Raw genomic sequence first — 19718 nt, forward strand, 5'->3', positions numbered from 1 at the left:
GCTGACATGATTGAAAAATAACCTGTTATCAATTAATTAACAATCAACACAAATGTATGGAAAAAAACTAGGAAATAGCTTTCTGGATAGAAAGCAGATTCCGCCTATTAAATCTATTCTCATGAAGTTGAGCCTAGCCGTTCCTTTGCTTGTGGTTGCCAGCCTGAATGTAAGTGCGGTAACGATAGGGCAAACCATCACGCTAAAGAAGAAAAATCTAAAAATTGAAGAGTTGCTGAAAGAAGTCAGAAAGCAAACGGGATATAATGTTTTCTTCAATGAATCAACTATTCCGCAAGAGCTTAAGTTGGATGTCTTTTATGCTAAAGCCAAATTGAGGGATGTATTGGACGAATTATCCAGTAAATATAGTCTTGGATATAAAATAGTGGATAAGAACATTGTACTGTCCAGTATTGCAGAGAGGCAATCGATGGAGGATAGCGACGTAATCGCTGCAATACAACAAAGACAGATCACCGGACATATCACCAATAGGAAGGGAGAGGCTTTGGGAGGAGTGACAGTATTGGAGGTGGGTACGGGTAATAGTGTGATCTCTAATAATGCAGGGGTATATACTATTACGATGCATAGTAAAGAAAACATATTAAGGTTTTCATCAGTGGGTTATACCAGTAGAGAGGTAAGGCCGACGACTTCATCTGCTTTGGATATTACTTTGGAAGAAGCTATCAGTGTATTGAGCGATATTGTAGTGGTGGGATATGGTACGCAAAAAAAAGGTAATCTTACTGCTGCCGCTAGTGTGGTAGATACAAGGTTACTAAAGAGTAGACCAGGAGGGAATGCTTCATCTCTCTTGCAGGGGACAGTACCCAACCTGAATGTCAGTTTCTCCACCGGTAGACCTGGAGCAACAGGTAGCTTCAATATCCGTGGTGTGAACTCCATCTCTAGCGATGCAAAGCCACTGGTGATTATCGACGGTTTTGAGGGAGATATCAACCGTCTCAATCCGAATGATATTGAATCCGTCACGGTATTGAAGGATGCGTCGGCTGCGGCTGTATATGGCGCAAGGGCTTCGTATGGTGTAATCATAGTGACAACTAAGTCTGGAAGCGGAAGTGCCGCTGCAATCAACTACAGCGGACAAGTGTCTATGAGTACACCGACTACATCTACTGATTACGAACGTCGAGGATACTATTCTGCCGCTATAAACGATAAGTTTTTTTCGCAATATGCGGGAACAAACTATACCAGGTATACAGACGATGATTACTATCAGCTATGGATACGACGGGAGGATAAGAAAGAACATCCCGATAGACCATGGGTAGTACTGGATAAAAGGGATGGTCGTGATAGCTATGTGTATTATGGAAATACAGATTGGTATAGTTACCTGTTTGATGATAAACGCCCGATGCAGTCGCACGATATTAGTGTAGTAGGTGGAGCAGATCATATACGGTATAGCCTCTCCGGCAATTATTACGATCAAAAGGGAATATTCAGACAGAACCCAGATCAAATCAAACGGTATAACCTACGATCTAAAGTAGATTTTGAAGTAAAACCCTGGTTAGATATCAATACGAATATAACTTATTTTAACTCTGCATATGGTTATCCTGGTGTGGGAGGTGTGGAAAAAACTTTCGAGAATTCTGTAAGTCATGGTTTGGCGAGTATCGTGCCGCGTAATCCTGACGGGACTTTAGTATACGCTACGACTATCAGTAATTATAATGTTATGGATGGCTATTCTGCGATGTTGACACAGGGACTGCATCATAATATGGACAAAATATCGGAATTTTCACCAACTATAGAGGCTGTATTAAAGCCGTTAAAGGGATTGGAGCTGAGATCGAGTTATCGTTTTACGCATTACAATTATCAGACTATGAATCGTTCGGTTAATATTCCTTATTCCAAATACCCAGGGGAGGAATTGAGTATTACAACAGGAAATGGTAATAATCGCCTTTATGAATCACAGATCAATCATTATTTTCAAGGCGTAAATATGTATGCAACCTACGAGCATACATGGAACAATGCGCATAATTTTAAAGTAATGGGAGGGTATAATTACGAAACCCGTTATATAAAGGATGTAAAAGCTGCACGGGACGGTCTTTTGAGTAATCAGCTGACAGATTTAGAACTCGCTACGGGAGATGTAATCGAAGTAAATGGAGGGCAGAATGAGTATGCTTTATTCGGTGTGTTTTATCGGGCAAATTACAACTATAAAGACCGCTATCTGTTAGAAGCCGCAGGCCGGTACGATGGTACTTCCCGATTTGCCAAAAATCATCGTTACGGTTTTTTTCCATCGTTTTCTGCTGGATGGAGAGTGGATCGTGAAGATTTTTTCAAAGATTGGAATCAACATTTATTTTCTGGACTTAAGTTAAGAGCTTCTTATGGTTCTTTGGGGAATCAACAGGTGGGGTATTACGATTATATACAGACAGTCAACGCAGGCGGCGTCTTAAAATATTCATTTGGCGATGGCAGTGTGGCTCCGTTTGCCGATGAGAGCGCTCCAAACTCGAGTGCTCTAACTTGGGAAACTGTAAATACTACCAATATAGGATTGGATGTCGAGTTACTTCAATCAAGGCTGACTTTTAATGGGGATGTATACTGGCGCGAAACTTTGAATATGTTGACACTGGGCAAAGCTATTCCGACCTATTATGGAGCAGGCTTCCCTAAAGAAAATGCATCTGATTTAATGACCAAAGGATGGGAGGTGAGCGTGTCCTGGAAAGATCAATTTGAACTGGCGGCTAAGCCTTTTGCCTATCATGTAGGAATCGGTGTAGGGGACAATACGTCGAAGATCACACGTTTTGATAATCCGAATAAAAACCTAAGTAATTTTTATGAAGGACAACGTCTAGGACAGATTTGGGGTTACGAGGTAAATGGTTATTTTAAAACGGATGAAGAAGCGAAAAATTATGCTGTAGATCAAAAAGCGGTGAATGCGATTATCAATTCTTCCGCTATCGATCAAGGCCTGCGCGCAGGTGATTTGAAATTTGAGGATCTGGACGGAGATAAGGTGATATCTATGGGCGACAATACATTGGCCAATCCTGGAGATAGACGGGTCATCGGAAATTCTCTGCCTAGGTATAACTTCAACTTCAATACGGGAGCTTCGTGGAAGGGAATTGATGTCTCTGTGTTTTTTCAGGGAATAGGTAGACAGCATTGGTACCCAGGGGCAGAAGCTATAAATTTCTGGGGACCCTACGCTAGACCCTACGCAACTTTTATCCCACGCGATTTTATGTCACAGGTATGGAGTGAAGATAATCCGGATGCCTATTTCCCTAGGCCTAGAGGCTATATTGCATTAAATGCAACGAACCGTTCGCTGGGGGTTGCGAATACAAAATATCTGCAGGATCTCATGTACATACGTTTGAAAAACCTGACCGTGGGCTATAGTCTTCCTGAAGCAACGGTAGGGAAGATCGGGTTATCGCGTTTACGCATTTACTTGAGCGGTGAGAACCTGTGGACTTATACGAAGCTGAAGAGTAAATATATAGATCCTGAACAGGCTGCTACGAAGAATACCTATAAAGTGTCGACGAGTACAGCCAAAACCTATCCTTGGGCTAAGACATTTATGTTTGGTCTAGACATTGGATTATAACCTTAAATATTAGGATGATGAAAAAATATTTGATACAATATATAGCAGGCATACTCCTCGTTTTGGGCACCTTGAGTGCATGTGACCTGGATAAAATGCCACTAGCGGCGCTTTCACCGGATACGTATTTTTCTAATGAACAGGAGCTAAAACTGTATAGTAATAAGTTTTATCTAGATGTCTTGCCAGGGGCGTCTGATGTCTATGGAGAAAATGCTGACGATATCGTGATTACTCCATTGAGCTTAGCGGTCTCTGGTCAACGTACCGTGCCCGCAGCTGCGCCTACAACAGGATTCGGGTGGCGCTGGGCTCCACTTAGAAGAATAAACTATCTGTTGGAAAATTCGCACCAGACAGCAGATGTTCGTGTGAGAAACGAGTATGATGGTCTGGCCCGCTTTTTTAGAGCCTACTTCTACTTTGAAAAAATGGTTCGGTATGGAGAGCTACCTTGGTTTAATCGGGTACTAGGGTCCCAGGATGCTGAATTATTTAAACCTCGTGATAGCAGGGATCTGATCGCAGACTCTATTTTGAGAGACTTGGATTTTGCAATAGCGCACCTGCCAACGACAAAAGATGTTTATCGGGTAAACAAATGGACTGCTATGGCCTTAAAGTCCAGGATGGCACTTTTCGAAGGAACTTTTAGGCATTATCACCAACTTCCGAATGCTAATAAATATCTACAGATATGTGCCGAGGTTTCGCAGGAGTTGATAAACGATGGTGGATATTCACTTTATAAAACAGGAGCACAGCCCTATCGGGATTTATTTGCTAATTCTAAAGCAGTAGGTCAGGAGGTTATTTTGGCAAGGGATTATGATGAATCATTGGGCTTGTTTCATGATGTCCAGAATTTTGAAAACTCCAGTACCCGCGGCCGACCGGGGATCGCTAGAAGTGTGGTCAATTATTATTTGATGACATCGGGAGCGCGTTTTACGGATGTGCCAAATTATGATAGAATGGAGTTTGTGGAAGAGACTAAGAATAGAGATCCACGTTTGGCGCAGACTATACGGACTCCAGGATACGCACGTATCGGAAGTACAGCGTTAGTAGCTCCCAACCTAACGTTCTCTGTGACGGGGTATCATTTAACGAAATATAGTATGCAGCAAACCTACGATGCTTCGGGAAAAAGCTTTTCTGATATCCCGTTATTTCGCATAGCTGAAGTTTATCTAAATTTAGCGGAGGCTAAAGCTGTATTGGAGACACTGACACAGGAAGATTTGAATAAGACGATCAATCTATTACGCAACAGGGTGGGCATGCCTAACCTGAATCTGGTGCAGGCAAATGCCAATCCCGATCCTTACCTTGGACAGGGAGAATATGGTTTTCCAAATGTAGTAGGTGCTTTTAAAGGAGTCGTACTCGAGATACGCCGCGAACGTACCGTAGAGATGATGCTGGAAGGACTGCGTTATAACGATATGATGCGTTGGAAGTCGGGAAAACTGTTTGAAAAACCCTTCTTAGGAATGTACTTTGGTCGTTTGGGGAATTTTGATCTGGATAATAACGGAACCATTGATGTATGTCTTTATGAAGGTACTAAGCCAAGCTCTACCGCTAGTGTTTTTCTGGAAGTGGGTAAGGATATCATTCTTTCCGAAGGAAATAAGGGATATATTGTGGTGCATGGTAATTTAACACGTGTGTTCAGAGAAGATAGGGATTATTTATATCCCATCCCAACGGAAGAAATTAATCTGTCGAATAAGACACTAATTCAAAACCCTAACTGGTAGAATCATGAAAAAGATATATTTTTTAGTACTTTTTGTGTCGTGTATTTCTGTTACCGGATGCAGCAAAAAATTTCTAGATAACTCGCGTTACGACAATCTGTTCCCTGAAATTAAGGAACCTGTACCTCCAGTATCACATGTAACCCTAAAGGATAAAGATGGGTGGACTATGGATACCATGGCAAATGGGCTGATACATTATCAGTTTGCGAAGTATATACAGACACAGACTGCGAATCAATTTGTGAATGTGGTCGAGATAGATTTGACGAATCCGGAATATGAACTCGAATTTGTGAGCTTAGGAGCGCAGGATACATTATCTGCTGTGGCAGCCAACCGTGGTGCCATTGTTGCCATCAATGGTACCTATGAAATGGATGCAAGTTACATCAAGACGAATGGTACCGTGCACTCACCTATTACGTTGAGTTCTGGACATTTGAGGTATTGGAAACATGAAGGAGCGATTTCTTACAATTCAGGCCAAGATCTTACAATAGAGAAGGGAACAAAAGATAGCTATGCACAATCTCCTTACTTAAATATATTTTCCGGATCACCTATGTTGGTCGACGATTATAAAAAGGTGGGAGAGGATTTTATTGGAGATGTGAGTGGAATAAATCTTAATAGTCTGGACTATGAAGATTACCGTCGGCATCAAGGAGTAAGGCACCCCCGTACAGTAGTAGCAGTGACAGAAGATAAGAAATTACTCTTAGTAACCATTGATGGGCGATTTCCAGAATCTGCAGGTATGACCGCAAAAGAGGTTACTCAGTTTATGACTTCTTATTTTACGCCACAATATGCATTGAATATGGATGGCGGCGGTTCTACGACTATGTTTGTAAAGGATAAGGGCTTTAAAGGTGTAATCAACTATCCTACGGACAATGGTGTACGCAATCATTACGGACAACGCATGCTCCGGACTTTTATATTGGTCAAAAAGAAGGGACAGGGTGGTGATGCTTTTGCCGGAGGTGATGGTACAGAAACTAATCCTTATCTGATCGCCACTGCTGCGCATTTGCAGAGTATGCATACGCTGAATTGGTCCAACACTGAAACGAACCCATATTATTTTAAATTGACAGCGGATATCGATATGATAGGTCGCAGTTGGACTCCGCTTAATAATCAGGATCCCTATGCAAGATATCTGCATTTTGATGGGGATGGCCATGTGATCAGGAACCTGAAGGTGGGGAAATCCTCTTATGGAAGCCTGTTTGGTGTATTGTTTGGATCATGTAAAAACCTAGGGCTTGTCGATGTTGACATCGAGTCGAGTAATGGAGCTGGTGCATTTGGTGGGTATCTGGGATTACGATCGCCTGATAAAGTAGCGAAGATAGGTGTATTGGAAAACTGCTTTTCTACCGGAAAAGTGACAGGGACAGATGCCGTAGGGGGGCTTATCGGTAATGTGGGTAAGCGTAACACTACTGGCGCACCTAGTATGATCTCGAATTGTTTTTCTGCCGCAGAGGTAACAGCAACGGCTACCGCTAATGGTCGTGCAGGAGGGATTGCTGGTATTGTATATGATGGCGGTGTAGTAGAAAATTGTTTTGCGAGCGGGAAAATTGTGTCTAAAACTGCTTCAGGAAAAGGTGCGGGCGGAGTGGTCGGATGGACAGATTCAAAGGTGAAGGGGCTGGTTTCTTTTAACGTTTCGATCAATAATGACGGAAATGGAACTGCAGGACGCATCGCTTCTGCGATGGGACTCGTAGGGGGAGCAATCGCGCAAGGAGAGAATTGTTGGGCGTCCGAAGAGGTTATGGTGATCAAAAATGGGATAGCCGTGCCATCGTCTGCTTATGTCACGGGAGAAGTAACTGTAAAAGAAACGGGATTTGATGGGGAAACTAAAACTAAAGTCTTTTTAAAAGATATGAATAACTATAACAGCGTTCTTGGATGGAAGCTAGGGCCCGGTAATTCATGGTCTTCTACAGTAAACTCGAAAGGAAAGCCAATTTTACAGTGGTTATTTCTAAGAGGTGATTATGAGTCTTTTTATCAATAATTAGTTTATTGCAATTTGAAAGGTAGTCTGTGTATTTCTATACAGGCTACCGTTTTTTTAAACTTATCTTTTTTTGTCGCATCGTGGATTTTCATAAAAAGAGATGAAGATTTTATTTTTCATCCTTATACGTCTGTACCAGTTTTTCAAGATTGAGACTGCGGGCGGAGGCATCGAATATTTCCCGATAGGTACCTTTGACGTCCATTAATGAGTCGTGTGTGCCGGATTCGACAACTTCCCCTTTCTTCAATACATAGATGTAATCGGCATCCAATATCTGAGAGAGGGAGTGGGATATGATCACTACGGTCCTGTTTTTTTGGATGGCATCCAATGAGTTTTTGATCTGTTCGGTAGCAATAGCATCTAGACTGGCAGTAGGTTCGTCCAAGAAAATAATGGGTGGATTTTTTAAGAATAGACGTGCTATGGCAATCCGTTGCTGTTGGCCTCCGGATAGCAGTGTGGCGTCATGTGCATATCCTTCTTTGAGTTCCATGATCTGCTCGTGCAGGTAGGCCTTGCGTGCTGCCTCTTGTACTTCTTCAAAACTGGCTTCTATTTTTCCATATCGGATGTTATCTTCGATACTGCCTTTGAAAATATGATTGCGCTGTAATACCAGCCCGATTTTTTCGCGCAGTGCGCCATTGTCATAGTCATTCAGGTTGATCCCGTCCAAGAGAATCTCACCACCTTGAGGTAGATAGAACTTGCAGAGTAAGTTGATTATCGTAGATTTGCCTGCTCCACTCAGGCCGACCAATGCGGTGGTCTTGCCGCTCTCGATACGCATGTCAATCCCTTGTAGTGTCTTAACACTATTGGGATAGCTGAAGTCCACATTACGAAGTTCGAACGTACCATTCGTGGTAGACGGAGCATGGTGACCATTGGGTTCGATCTCGGAATCGGCTTCTAAGATATCGAAATATCCTTCGGCATAGATCATGGCGTCATTCATGTCATCGTAGATGCGATGTAATTGGCGGATCGGAGCGGATACATTGTTAAATAGCATGATGTGTAGCATGATTGCACCGATGGTCATTTGTTGATCCAATACTAAGAAGACGGTCAACAGTATGATGGCTACCACGCCAAACTGCTCGATGAAGGTCTTGAGTCCATCATAGAGAAAGTTGACTTTGCGGGTATGGAGTTGACTTTCCATCAGTTTCATCTGAAGATCATACTGTTTCTTTCCTTCGAATTTCTCACGAACAAAGCTTTTGATGACCAGTATGGAGTTGACCAAATTTAAAAGGCCAGACGTTTTCTGCTCGCGTTGGTTGCGTAATGTACGCCTTACGCCGCCCAATTTTTTGGCCTGTAAGGAACTTACGTAAAAATAGATGGGTACGACAATGGTAGATACCAAACCGACGTACACATTCTGGATATACATCACTATGAGTGCTAACAATGCACTGGAAAAAAGTGGTAGGATATCGATGAAAAAGTTCTGTACCAATCGGGTGAGGCTTTCGATGCCGCGATCGATCCGGGTCTGGAGCTTACCGGATTCATGATTGCCATCTGTATAGAAAGCTACTCTATAGGTCAATATTTTATCAATGACGGTTTGGGCCAACTCGGAACTTACATTGATGCGTATTTTTTCGCCGTAGTACTTCTGTCCAAAATTGATGAAGATATTGATGATTTCTTTTGCTAAGAGAACAACAGAGATGAGGGCCAGTACGTGGATACCGGTTTCCATTGGAGCTGGGAGCTGGATCAGTTGGGATACTTCATCGACGGTGTATTTCAAAACAATGGGGTTGACCTGTGCCATCAAAGCACCCACCAGGGTGAGGAGCAACGTCCATATAATCATTCGCCTATTGGGACGGACAAAGGGCTTTAACTGTCGGAAAATGCCGAAAAGGCTGATGGTTCTGTTAAATGGATTTTTCATTGTTGTCTACAATTTAACAAATTTTGACGGTTATTGTTTGTCAAAAGACAAGGGCTATCCTTTTACCAAGAATAGCCCTTTACCGTTTCCACGATATGGTCGATTAAATATTTTTGATAAGCTCTTTAAGGAGTACTACAGGCTTGGTGTTTTTGACAACCATCTGTAGGTTCTTTTGCTCTCTCATGTCATAATAGATCGAACGGGTCGATGATACGGTGCTGATCAAATTGCCGTACTGATCGACGATAGGTGCTCCACTGGATCCTGCAGCGTAATCGGCTGTGATATCTGTCTGTGGAAGTCTTTCTGATTTTGAAACTGATTCTATATAGTTACGTGCCACTTTACCCGTCGTGAAATAATTGATCATCGGAGCTGGATTGCTCATGACGAATACATTTTCTCCGACTTTAGCGGTATTGCCCAATGGAAGTGGTGTTAATTTTTTGCCTTTGGTATCGACACGGACGATAGCCAGATCGGCGTCTTTGAAAGAAGAAACAATCTCGTGTACCAAATAGACTTCACCATCATCGGTCTGTATGGACATCGCTAGGTTTTTGCCAGCTTTACTTTCTGTAAAACCTTCAATAACGTGGTGGTTGGTAGCGATAAGGCCATCCTCGCTGATGATATAGCCCGAAGCGGTATTGAGGTGGGTGCGGTGACAATTACCACAGTCATAGGCTGTTGCGAAGGATACAAATGAAGGCTGTATCAAGGTGGCGATTTCTGAAGCTTCCAATGCTTTGTTGCGTAGCTTTACCAAAGGCATGTCTACTTTTTTACCTTCTACAGCGAGAAGGTCTTTCGCCGCTTGTTCAGCGGTGATGTATTTGCTGCTCTTTAGTAATTCTTCTGTTTTCAACTCAAAATTGTTTGTGATTTCTTGTTGATCACTGAAACCATCCCATTTTTTTGAGGTCTGTGCATTGATCTCGATATTGCCAAAGAATAAACCAATAGCCAAAAGGCTGAGCGATAACTTACTTTTCTTCATGATACTCATTTAAAATAATTCGTGTGATTTACATTTCGGTTACATCACATGGGCAAAGTTAGTGCTTTGTACTTATCAGCGTATCGCGTAACAATAATTTTAGAAAAGGAGCGAGAATGTTATAATGCAATCATTTTCGATAATTGGGTGGACAGATCGATTTTCATGCCTATGGTGAAGACAGCATCTTCTTTCGCTCCAAGTGCTGTACGGCCATTGGAGATACGCTGCTCGCTGTAGAACTGTACAAATCGTATGGGTTGGTAGGATACACCTAATATGAGGTCGTTTCTTTTAAACCCTTTGTCGATCGGGTCGGTAATAGGGTGGTTGTTATTGGGTTTAAAGGAGGGTATGTATAGATTGTAACCAGCAAGGAGGGATAGTTTGTTCCACTTGTATTTTGCAAATAGCTCGAGTCCTGTGGCGTCAAATACGACGGTAGGGGTAGCGTATTGGCCAAGTGGATCGGCATAGTGTCCTTGTGTAAAATCTCCGTTTTTCTGTAGCACGGCTACAGCACTGAAGTCGATTTTCTTGCCTTTAAAATCGCCTCCTAAAGTGGCATAGATGGGCTGTCCCGAGAGGCCTAGTATCTTACCGTCATTGATCAGGTTGTCACTGAGGAACGCTTTGTTGAAGGCTGCTCCTATGCGTAGTTCAGGAATAATCTGCATCTGAGCAGAGGCGCCAAGGCCATCAATGAAACGATGGTTGTTGGCACCACGAGCCTGTACCTGTCCACCGATATAGAAGCGCCCGATCTGGTTGCGATAGATAATGGATTGATCGGCCCGACCGGTTCCATTGGCTCCTCCATCGGTGCCTCCGATAAATGTAGCGGATCCTTTGGAACCAAATACATTGAAACGGTCGGTATAGGCTGTCACATCACGGTATACACTCCATTGCTTGCCAAATGTAAGGCGCCCAAGACGTTCAAACTCTACGCCTAAATAGCCGAGTCTGTTGCCGAAGACCTGTTGGTTCTGACCCGACTGTATGGTTAGAAAGCCCCCAGATAAGCTCCCGTCGGCATTAAAACTCGACCCTCCACGCAGCATGTTGACCTGGAGCTCGGCTGCAGCGACAAATCCGAGCTTGCCTTTTTTCATAGCGACTTCGGTGCCGATACGCGATGCATTTTCCTGAATATCCATCTTCCTATCGTAGATGGCGGCATGTCCTCGTAGCCCAGCATAGGGCCTGATCCTCATCTCGATAGAATCTTTGGCGTCCTGTGCATGACTAGGGATCGTGTAGATGGCTAGGAGCAAGGAGGTTATAATAATTTTGGAAAATACTGTTTTCAGGAATGTCGGATACGTTTTCATAGCTTAATGGCTGTCAATCCAGCTGGTACGAATTTCGAAAGATTATGTTTGAACTCCAAATTGTTATTGTAATTAGAGGTTTACTTTTTTAAACTGTGTAGGGACATACCCATAATGACCAGTAGTATTCCTATCAACGCATAGTTGTCGGGGAGGGGGCTCTGCAAGATGAAAATTTCGCCGATCACAGCAAATACGACTTCAGCCGACTGTGTCGCCTCAACTTTGGCCAATCCTTTTTCATCTTTGCGGACCATATCGGTAGCGGTGAAGAAAAGAACAGTAGCAATCACACCAGAGAATACTGCGACAATTAAGGTCTGTAAGAGTTGACTGTCCGAAGGTGAGGGATGCCCCGAAGAGTAACCGTAGAGATTTAACCCTATCCAAAAGGGAATACTGCATAATATCATTCCTAATATACGTTGGTATACATCGAGTTGTCCTTCTGCTAGCTGCATCATTTTTCGATTGCCTAAAGGATATGCAAATGCGGCAACTAAAACCCAGAAGAAGCCTGATAGCAGATTTGAAATCTCCACGGATTGGAGAGCTTGGATCTGCATGATGGCGATGCCTAGTAGTATGATTGCAGAAAAAGTATAGGTACTTTTTGAATGGATGGATTGATAGTTTTTGTTAATAAAGGGAGCAAGTATCATTCCTGCAATAATGGTAATCTGCCAAGTGCTGGCAACGAGCCAGGATGGACTGAATGCAGCAGCATAGGTCAGGGGGGCATAGAAAATCCCAAATCCAATTGTACTCCATAATAACCAAGGTAAGGGCTTTTGTTTTATCGCGTTAAGCAGTGGCTTTAAATTACGGCGAAGTATGACAATAATCAGGAAAAAAGGCAGCATCCAGTAAAAACGTAAGGAGGCACTCCATATCCAACTGCCACCTTCTACAGACATGAGTCTATTGACAACAAAGGTCACTGCAAAAAATAGAGCTGATAATAGTCCCAGTAAAAATGCTTGCTGTGTGATTTTCATAAATGAAGTGCCGTTTTAGGTTTGGAACAAATATACGGTACTAAAATCTAAAAAAGGTAGCGTCTGTAAAGACGGCGCCTCAATATTATCTATCGATGTTACCAATTGATTTTGTGGATCTGGATAATGAAATATTTGGTGTTCCTGTCTGATTTTTTAGAGTGGAATCATTTGTTTGTTAGTGGTTTCTAATAATTATTTTTAGTTAATTTAAATATATGTTAGATATATCTAATAAATATTATTAGTTTTGCCGGTATTATGAATAGGGTAAAGAAAGTATTGAGAGAAATACACGGTATAACAGGACTGTTGGTAGGTGTAGTAATTGTAGTGGTAGCCTTAAGCGGTTGTGTATATACCTTTCAACGAGAAATCAGAAATGTGCTATATCCGCATCTTCTGTATGTTGATATTCCAAATGATGGTGTCAGATTGTCTGTCGATCGTATGTCGGAGATCGCCGAGGAGTATCATTCGGAAACCAAGGTGCGGGAGATTGTGGTCAATCAGCAACTCGACCGCTCGGTAAAAGTGTATATGTATGGTCAACATTTGCTCTATATCAATCCTTATTCGGGCGAAGTACTGGGCAAGACAGATACTACAAAGGATCCCTTTCTAATGGCCTGGACTCTTCATACCCAGTTGGGTTTAGGGAAGGTAGGGGGTAAGATAGTGGCTTGGTCTACCCTGGCTTGTATCCCGTTGATCATTACGGGAATGTGGCTATGGTGGCCTTCTGTACGGAGCGCTTGGAGGAAGGCTTTCCAATTGCCATGGAGAGGAAATTGGCGGCTGCTGAACTTTCAATGGCACAAGAACGGAGGGTTTTACGCGTCTGTATTTTTGCTGTTGATCTGTCTGAGTGGATTAATGATGTCTTTTAGTTGGTTTGAGCATGGTGTATATTGGCTCACGGGGTCTGCACATGCGTCCCGAAAAGCACCGCAAATAGAAGTGGCCGAACCGAGGACAAATAGTATTCAGGAGTCTTTAAACTACACGTTGAATACCTTTTCAGGTATACAGGAAGTCAATATTTTCTTTCCGGGAAAATCAAGTAAGGTTTTTATGTTTATTGCTAAATATGAGGATCGTCTCGGCCGGCGTGAAATACTCTATTTCAACCCTGCTGACGGAAGGCTTTTACAGGGCATCTACTCGGATGCGCAAAGCGTGGGCGATCAGATAAAGGCTTTGAATTATAATATTCACTCGGGACAGATCGGTGGTCTCTTGGGAAGAATCATAGCGTTCGCGACGACTTTATTTGCTGTGTTTCTCGTGATCAGTGGAGTCCTGATTTGGTGTCGGCGCAAGTGGAAATAAGCATAGCTGATTATTAATTAACGTGTAATATATTATGAAATATATCAATTGCAAAATAAGGGTTATTTTGTTGGTTTACTGTGCTCTTTGTTTTGGAGCCAAGGAGGTTTTTGCGCAGGGAGGAGAGGTGTTAAAAGGGCTTGTCACAGATGAAAACGGTAGCCCGGTTGTAGGTGCTAACGTCTACTTAGTTGGCCAAAAAAGAAGCGAACAGACGGATAAAGATGGCTTGTTCCATTTTGTGGATGAAGGAGGAAAACATCGTGTACATATTAGTAAGGTTGGATATGGGAAGCAGTCTTATACGGAAGTCTTCGGGCAACAAATCTGTCCGGTATTTCAGTTGGTAAGTGAAAGTGTAGGTCTGCATGAAATTGTCGTGACAGCCACGAGGACGGAGAAGCGGCTGGCGGATATCCCGTTGCCGGTATCTGTGGTGGGTGCCAAAGAAATGCAGGATAAGGGAATGGTAAGGCTAAATGAAGTACTTGCCGAGCAGCCTGGGATAGCACTGGTAGAGAATCATGGTACAGGCGTACAGTTGCAGGGATTTGATGCAAAGTATACATTGATACTTATTGATGGGGAGCCTGTCATTGGACGGAGTTCGGGTACTTTAGAGCTCTCTCGTATCACGCTGGCCAATGTGGAACGTATCGAGATTTTGAAGGGACCATCGTCTTCGCTCTATGGTTCGGAGGCAATGGCAGGTGTGATCAATGTGATTACCAAAAAAGCTCTTCTGGGCAAAAAGTTGGGTGCCTCCATGCGTTATGGCACGCATCAGGCACTGGATATTGGTGTCGATGGAAGTATAGCCGGCCGTAAGACGGGTGTATATGGAGCATTTAATCGCTTCAGTAATAATGGTTACGGGTATAGTGATGGAGCAGTGGGCAAAACGGTGCCTCCATTTTACGGACATACGGGGCATGTCAAAGTCAATCATCAAATGACGCCCAAAATGGAGCTTCAGTTGGGATTGAATTATAATGACGAGTATGCCAAGGATCAGTACGAGACGAATATCGCTGTGACGAAAGAAATGGTGTCATCGAAATTTTTGAGGCGTGATTTTACATTGACGCCTCGATTGGAATATCGATTCTCAGACCGTCATACTTCTTTTTTACGAGTCAATCAATCTTTTTATAAGACCGATACGCGAATCCATGTTTTGGAAGATGGTCACTTATATAATCATGATTTTTTCGATCAAAAGTTTTCCAGAGCGGAGTTGCAGCATAATTTTCAGGTTAACGATCAGATCTCTCTTACTGGAGGAGTAGGGACAACCGACGAATGGCTGAAGGCAAATCGATATGATGATAAAAAAGAGTTTAGAGCTGGGTTTGGTTATGTACAGGCTGATATTCGTTTTTCGGATCGATTGAATGTTATTGGCGGTGGACGATTTGATGTGCATAGTGTCTATGCATCACAATTCAGTCCCAAGTTGGCTGCACAGTATAAGGCGCTTTCGTGGTTGACAGTCAATGGTTCCGTAGGCAGCGCCTATAAAGCTCCCGACTTTAGAGAGTTATATCTCAATTGGACAAATCCTACGCAGGGATATAGTGTATTTGGAGCTGAGGATGCGGCCTATAAGCTGGATAGATTGTTGGCAGCAGGTGAAATTTCGGAGGTGCTTTTTGATGCTGAAAATATCAAACCATTAGATGCTGAGCGTTCCTGGAATTATCAAGGAGGAGTAAGGCTGCACCCCTGGGAGAAGTTGACCGTAGGTGTTAATGCTTTTTATAATGAGGTGTCGAATCTGATCGAAACATTTGTACTGGCAACAAAAACCAATGGTAAGTCGGTATATACCTACTCGAATCAAGAACATGTGGTGATCAAAGGAATAGAGTCGAACGTGACTTATGAATGGCAGGATTTTCGATTACAGGTGGGTGGGCAATACCTAAGGACCGCCAATACTACGGTGCAGGATGCCATCACTGCTGGTAAAGGATATTATACACGTGATGCGGAGATTGGTGCTAGTCGACTGGTGAAGCCTAACGAATATGGAGGACTTTTCAATCGATCTCGCTATAGTGGTACTATGAGCCTAACGTACATCTGTCCCAAACCTAAGTTGACCTGTACTTTTCGCTGGTCTTATCGGGGGCGCTTTGGTGTGAGGGATATTGATGGCAATGGTATATTGAATTTAGATGAAGAATATGCATCGGGATATTCGCTGTTGAATGCGTCTGTTGTCAAATCGTTGTATAAAGAGCGTATAGCCCTTACCCTATCTGGAGAGAATCTAGGCAATGTGAAGCATACAGGTGTAGCAACAATGCCAGGTCGTCTGTTTTTCACTGGCATATCTTATCGAATTACTAAATAATACATTCATATTAAAATTAAGAAAAAAATGATTAAAAATTACATTTTTCAAAAAGTGAGTTTGTGTGCAGCTGTAGTAGGATTGCTCTTTACGGCTTGCAGTAAAAGCGAAACGGAACCCCAAGAAGAAGAGAAGAGTGAGCGAGTAGTATCGGTCAAGGATCTTAATGGATTGGATAAAGGTGGTGTGTTCTTTAGTTTGGAGCTGAATAAAGAGATGGGTGAAGAATCAAAGGAATGGGATATCAAGATATCAGGTACAACTATTGGCTTTGGGAATGGTGCTGTAGGGCAATTGGTGGAGGGGGTGCTCAGCAACTACTCCACGGCTCCTGCTGAGGGGTATAGCGAATCCGGAATCACTGGCAATAATACCTACTATGTGAATACGCTGTATAATGCACCTCAACACGCTATATTGATGAAGCCGGGGGTACTTATTCTAGTGAAAACCAGTAAGGGTAATTACGCCAAATTGGAGATGGTTAGCTATTACAAAGGTAATCCGAATGTGACGACGGCTGACTTTGCAGATATTCCTACGCGGGGTGAAAAGTGGCCCAAGCAACACTACACATTTAATTATGTGTTGCAATCGAACGGAACGAACAAGTTCTAATATTTCTCTTTTGTTGGTCTGCAAAGCTCCCTCCGTCTGGAGGGAGGCATTGCGGACTTTTTAATTACGGAGTACGTTTACGCATACTGATTAACTGTCTTGGAGACGAGTTCTTCTAAGAGTTGCTGGAGCTGAAGGGTTCGTGTTCCTGCTTCTGGTCCAAAATCTTTGTAGCCCAATACAGCGGAGACAGGTGTAATATTTTTCGTCGTCGAGCTGATGAATGCTTCGTTGGCGTTTTTTAAATCCTCTAAGGTGATGTCTCTTACTTCGACTTCCATCTTTTCTTTTGCCAATTCCAGGATCTTCATGCGTGTAATGCCTGGCAATACATCATCGGCTGCAGTTAATAATTTGCCCTCAGCGCTGATTAGAAAAAAGTTGGCCCGTGGGCATTCGGAAATTTGTCCATTCTGTATGTAGAGGACATCGTTTGCACCTTTCTCTTTAGCGATTTTTAATCCCTGTATGCCCATAACGTAATCAATAGACTTGACCTGACTAAAGGGACGGTGGTAATCCAAGGGGAGGAGCTTGATACCTCGCTGCTCAGCGGTCACCGTTATCGGGTGTTGGCTAATAATGAGATTCGGCTCGGCGATACTGTAGCCATCCGGACTATAACCTCCAGTAAGCAGTAGCTTGATGCCGGAATCAGGGATGTTATTGGCTTGCATAATCGTATCAATACAGTCTTTTAACTGTTCTCGGCTATAGCTTACAGGCAGGTCCATCAACTCGGCAGATCGGTAAAAACGATCTAGGTTATCTTCAAGAAAGACAGGACAGCCATTTATGGTTTTTAGATAATCAAATATACCATAACCTCGTACAATAGCGAGATCGTTTACAGATAGCTTGGCTTCGTGCTCGGGTATTAAGGCCCCGTTAAAAATTACAAAGGGTGTCTGCATATTTTTTATATTAAGAGCGAGTTGATCTTAAGCAAATGTAGACAATGCTAAAAGGAAAAGCAATATAATAAAAGGTATTATGATATGTTAAATAAGCTATTACTGTATAATGAAAAATGCCTAAAGCGGGGAGCCTCAGGCATTTTAACTAACCAATTATTAACCTAAATTATGAATACTATGTAGTTGTCCAATATCGTGCCAATTTTTTTTATAAAGTTAAGTTACCGTTTTACATAAGCCGTTTTAACCATTTTAGTAATCTTTCTTTTTTTGTATAGGGAGGATAGATGAATTTTGAGAATGCAATTCTAGACTGATACATAATTGATCGTTCGTGAGAAAAAGCCTTGAATCCAAAATAACCGTGAGAACTTCCCATTCCACTCTGATTCACTCCGCCAAAAGGTAAGTTTGGATTAGACACGTGAAGGATAACATCATTGACACATACACCTCCTGATGTGGTGTTTTCAAGAATATGATCTATTGTTTTTGAGTTATCGCTAAATATATATAAAGCCAATGGTTTTGGACGGTCTTGTATAAGCCGTAACGCTTCGTCCAGTGTACTATACGTGACGATAGGTAATATCGGACCGAATATTTCTTCCTGCATGATACGGCTCTCCGTAGGGATATCTCGTAGTATTATCGGAGCGAGTGTGTCTTGTGAGTCTCCATTGCCCTTCCAGGCTATCTGCGCCCCGAGTGACTTCGCGTCGTGGACTAGTCCGTGTAGGCGTGATAGGTGTCGGCTGTTTATAATTTTGGCATAGCTGTCCGTATTGATATCCCCCGTTGGTGTGTAGAAAAGATCCTGCACTGCAGCTTGGAAATAATCAATGAATTGCTGTTCCTGATTCTCGTGGACCAAGACGTAATCGGGGGCTATGCAGGTTTGACCAGCATTCAATAGCTTCCCCCAAGCCACCTTCTCTGCTGTTTTTTTTAAGTTCGCATTGTCCGCTATAAGGACAGGAGATTTGCCGCCAAGTTCGAGCGTGACTGAACTCAGGTGTGCGGATGCCGCTCGCATGACAATCTGGCCTACTTGAGTACTACCGGTAAAAAAGATGTGGTTAAAAGGAAAGGTTAAAAGTGTCGTAGACACATCTTGGTCGCCCAGTGCACAATAGACCAAAGAAGGAGGAAATGCTGCTGCTACAATTTTTGCGATGATATCGGAAGTATGTATACTGTATTCCGAAGGTTTTATCATCACAGTGTTACCTGCTGCAACTGCTGATATTAAAGGTCCTAGGGTCAATTGAAAGGGATAGTTCCATGGAGATATAATGAGGCAGTTTCCTTTTGGCTCGTAAATTATTCTGTTTTTGGAGAATATACTCGATAGAGTAGCTTTAGCCCGTAATGGACGGCTCCAACGGCGGAGGTTCTTGATTGCGAAATCAATCTCTGAATAAATAAAGTAAACTTCGGTGACTGCAGCTTCAAATTGGCTTTTACGAAGATCCTTCGCTAAGGCCTCAAAAATAGAAAATTCTTGTTGCTGGATACAGATTTTTAATTTTTTCAGGTACTGTATGCGTTCTTGTACAGCTAGCTTTCCGGTGCTTTGATACTGATCTTTCTGTATGTCGAAAATTGTCTTTAATGTCTGTTGCATATAACCTCCAGTTAATAAAAATAGGATATTTTTAAGGTAAAACAAAAGATCTGTTTGCCGTAAGGAATATTGCGGCAAGGTGATCGGTGTAAAACATATTCAGGACAGATATTATTTAAAATAAGGGAAATTGGTGCTATATTAGTA

The 19718-nt window shown here is 42.6% G+C and carries 12 protein-coding genes; 6 read left to right on the forward strand and 6 right to left on the reverse strand.

Annotated features, from left to right (window positions below; translation table 11 throughout):
- Positions 1–52: 52 nt before the first annotated feature.
- The 3 genes from JKG61_RS04940 to JKG61_RS04950 are packed head-to-tail and all read left to right on the forward strand — an operon-like array spanning position 53 to position 7459.
- Entirely contained in the window at positions 53–3652 is a 3600-nt protein-coding gene (locus tag JKG61_RS04940; RefSeq protein WP_202101866.1) for a SusC/RagA family TonB-linked outer membrane protein, read from the forward strand.
- 14 nt (positions 3653–3666) lie between these two features.
- The gene (locus JKG61_RS04945; RefSeq protein WP_202101867.1) at positions 3667–5418 is read left to right on the forward strand and encodes a RagB/SusD family nutrient uptake outer membrane protein; all 1752 of its coding nucleotides are present in this window, start codon (positions 3667–3669) and stop codon (positions 5416–5418) included.
- A gap of 4 nt (positions 5419–5422) precedes the next feature.
- Positions 5423–7459 (forward strand): phosphodiester glycosidase family protein, encoded by a 2037-nt coding sequence (locus tag JKG61_RS04950; protein WP_202101868.1) that lies wholly within the window; start codon positions 5423–5425, stop codon positions 7457–7459.
- A 112-nt stretch (positions 7460–7571) separates the two neighbouring features.
- Here JKG61_RS04950 and JKG61_RS04955 read toward each other — a convergent pair whose 3' ends face one another.
- The 4 genes from JKG61_RS04955 to JKG61_RS04970 all read right to left on the reverse strand — a co-directional run bounded on the left by JKG61_RS04955 (position 7572) and on the right by JKG61_RS04970 (position 12718).
- On the reverse strand, positions 7572–9383 hold the full coding sequence (locus JKG61_RS04955; protein WP_237249374.1) for an ABC transporter ATP-binding protein: 1812 nt from the start codon (positions 9381–9383) through the stop codon (positions 7572–7574).
- A 103-nt stretch (positions 9384–9486) separates the two neighbouring features.
- Positions 9487–10386: a S1 family peptidase gene (locus JKG61_RS04960; protein ID WP_202101869.1), complete on the reverse strand. Its 900-nt coding sequence runs from the start codon at positions 10384–10386 to the stop codon at positions 9487–9489.
- 119 nt (positions 10387–10505) lie between these two features.
- Entirely contained in the window at positions 10506–11720 is a 1215-nt protein-coding gene (locus JKG61_RS04965) for a porin (RefSeq protein ID WP_202101870.1), read from the reverse strand.
- An 80-nt stretch (positions 11721–11800) separates the two neighbouring features.
- Positions 11801–12718, reverse strand: a complete 918-nt coding sequence (locus JKG61_RS04970) for a DMT family transporter (RefSeq protein WP_202101871.1) — start codon at positions 12716–12718, stop codon at positions 11801–11803.
- A 261-nt stretch (positions 12719–12979) separates the two neighbouring features.
- Here JKG61_RS04970 and JKG61_RS04975 point away from each other — a divergent pair, with 261 nt between their 5' ends.
- From JKG61_RS04975 to JKG61_RS04985, 3 genes are read left to right on the forward strand one after another with little or no spacing between them, the layout of a single operon-like run.
- Positions 12980–14050, forward strand: a complete 1071-nt coding sequence (locus tag JKG61_RS04975) for a PepSY-associated TM helix domain-containing protein (protein ID WP_202101872.1) — start codon at positions 12980–12982, stop codon at positions 14048–14050.
- A gap of 34 nt (positions 14051–14084) precedes the next feature.
- Positions 14085–16409, forward strand: a complete 2325-nt coding sequence (locus tag JKG61_RS04980) for a TonB-dependent receptor (protein WP_202101873.1) — start codon at positions 14085–14087, stop codon at positions 16407–16409.
- A gap of 27 nt (positions 16410–16436) precedes the next feature.
- Positions 16437–17027, forward strand: a complete 591-nt coding sequence (locus JKG61_RS04985) for an HmuY family protein (RefSeq protein WP_202101874.1) — start codon at positions 16437–16439, stop codon at positions 17025–17027.
- A 77-nt stretch (positions 17028–17104) separates the two neighbouring features.
- On the opposite strand, the gene JKG61_RS04990 is transcribed toward JKG61_RS04985, so the two are convergent.
- Positions 17105–17941: an aminotransferase class IV gene (locus tag JKG61_RS04990; RefSeq protein WP_202101875.1), complete on the reverse strand. Its 837-nt coding sequence runs from the start codon at positions 17939–17941 to the stop codon at positions 17105–17107.
- Positions 17942–18173: 232 nt separating this feature from the next.
- Positions 18174–19571: an aldehyde dehydrogenase family protein gene (locus JKG61_RS04995; RefSeq protein ID WP_202101876.1), complete on the reverse strand. Its 1398-nt coding sequence runs from the start codon at positions 19569–19571 to the stop codon at positions 18174–18176.
- Positions 19572–19718: the final 147 nt, after the last annotated feature.

The sequence above is a fragment of the Sphingobacterium faecale genome, from assembly GCF_016746095.1.
Lineage (GTDB): Bacteria > Bacteroidota > Bacteroidia > Sphingobacteriales > Sphingobacteriaceae > Sphingobacterium > Sphingobacterium faecale.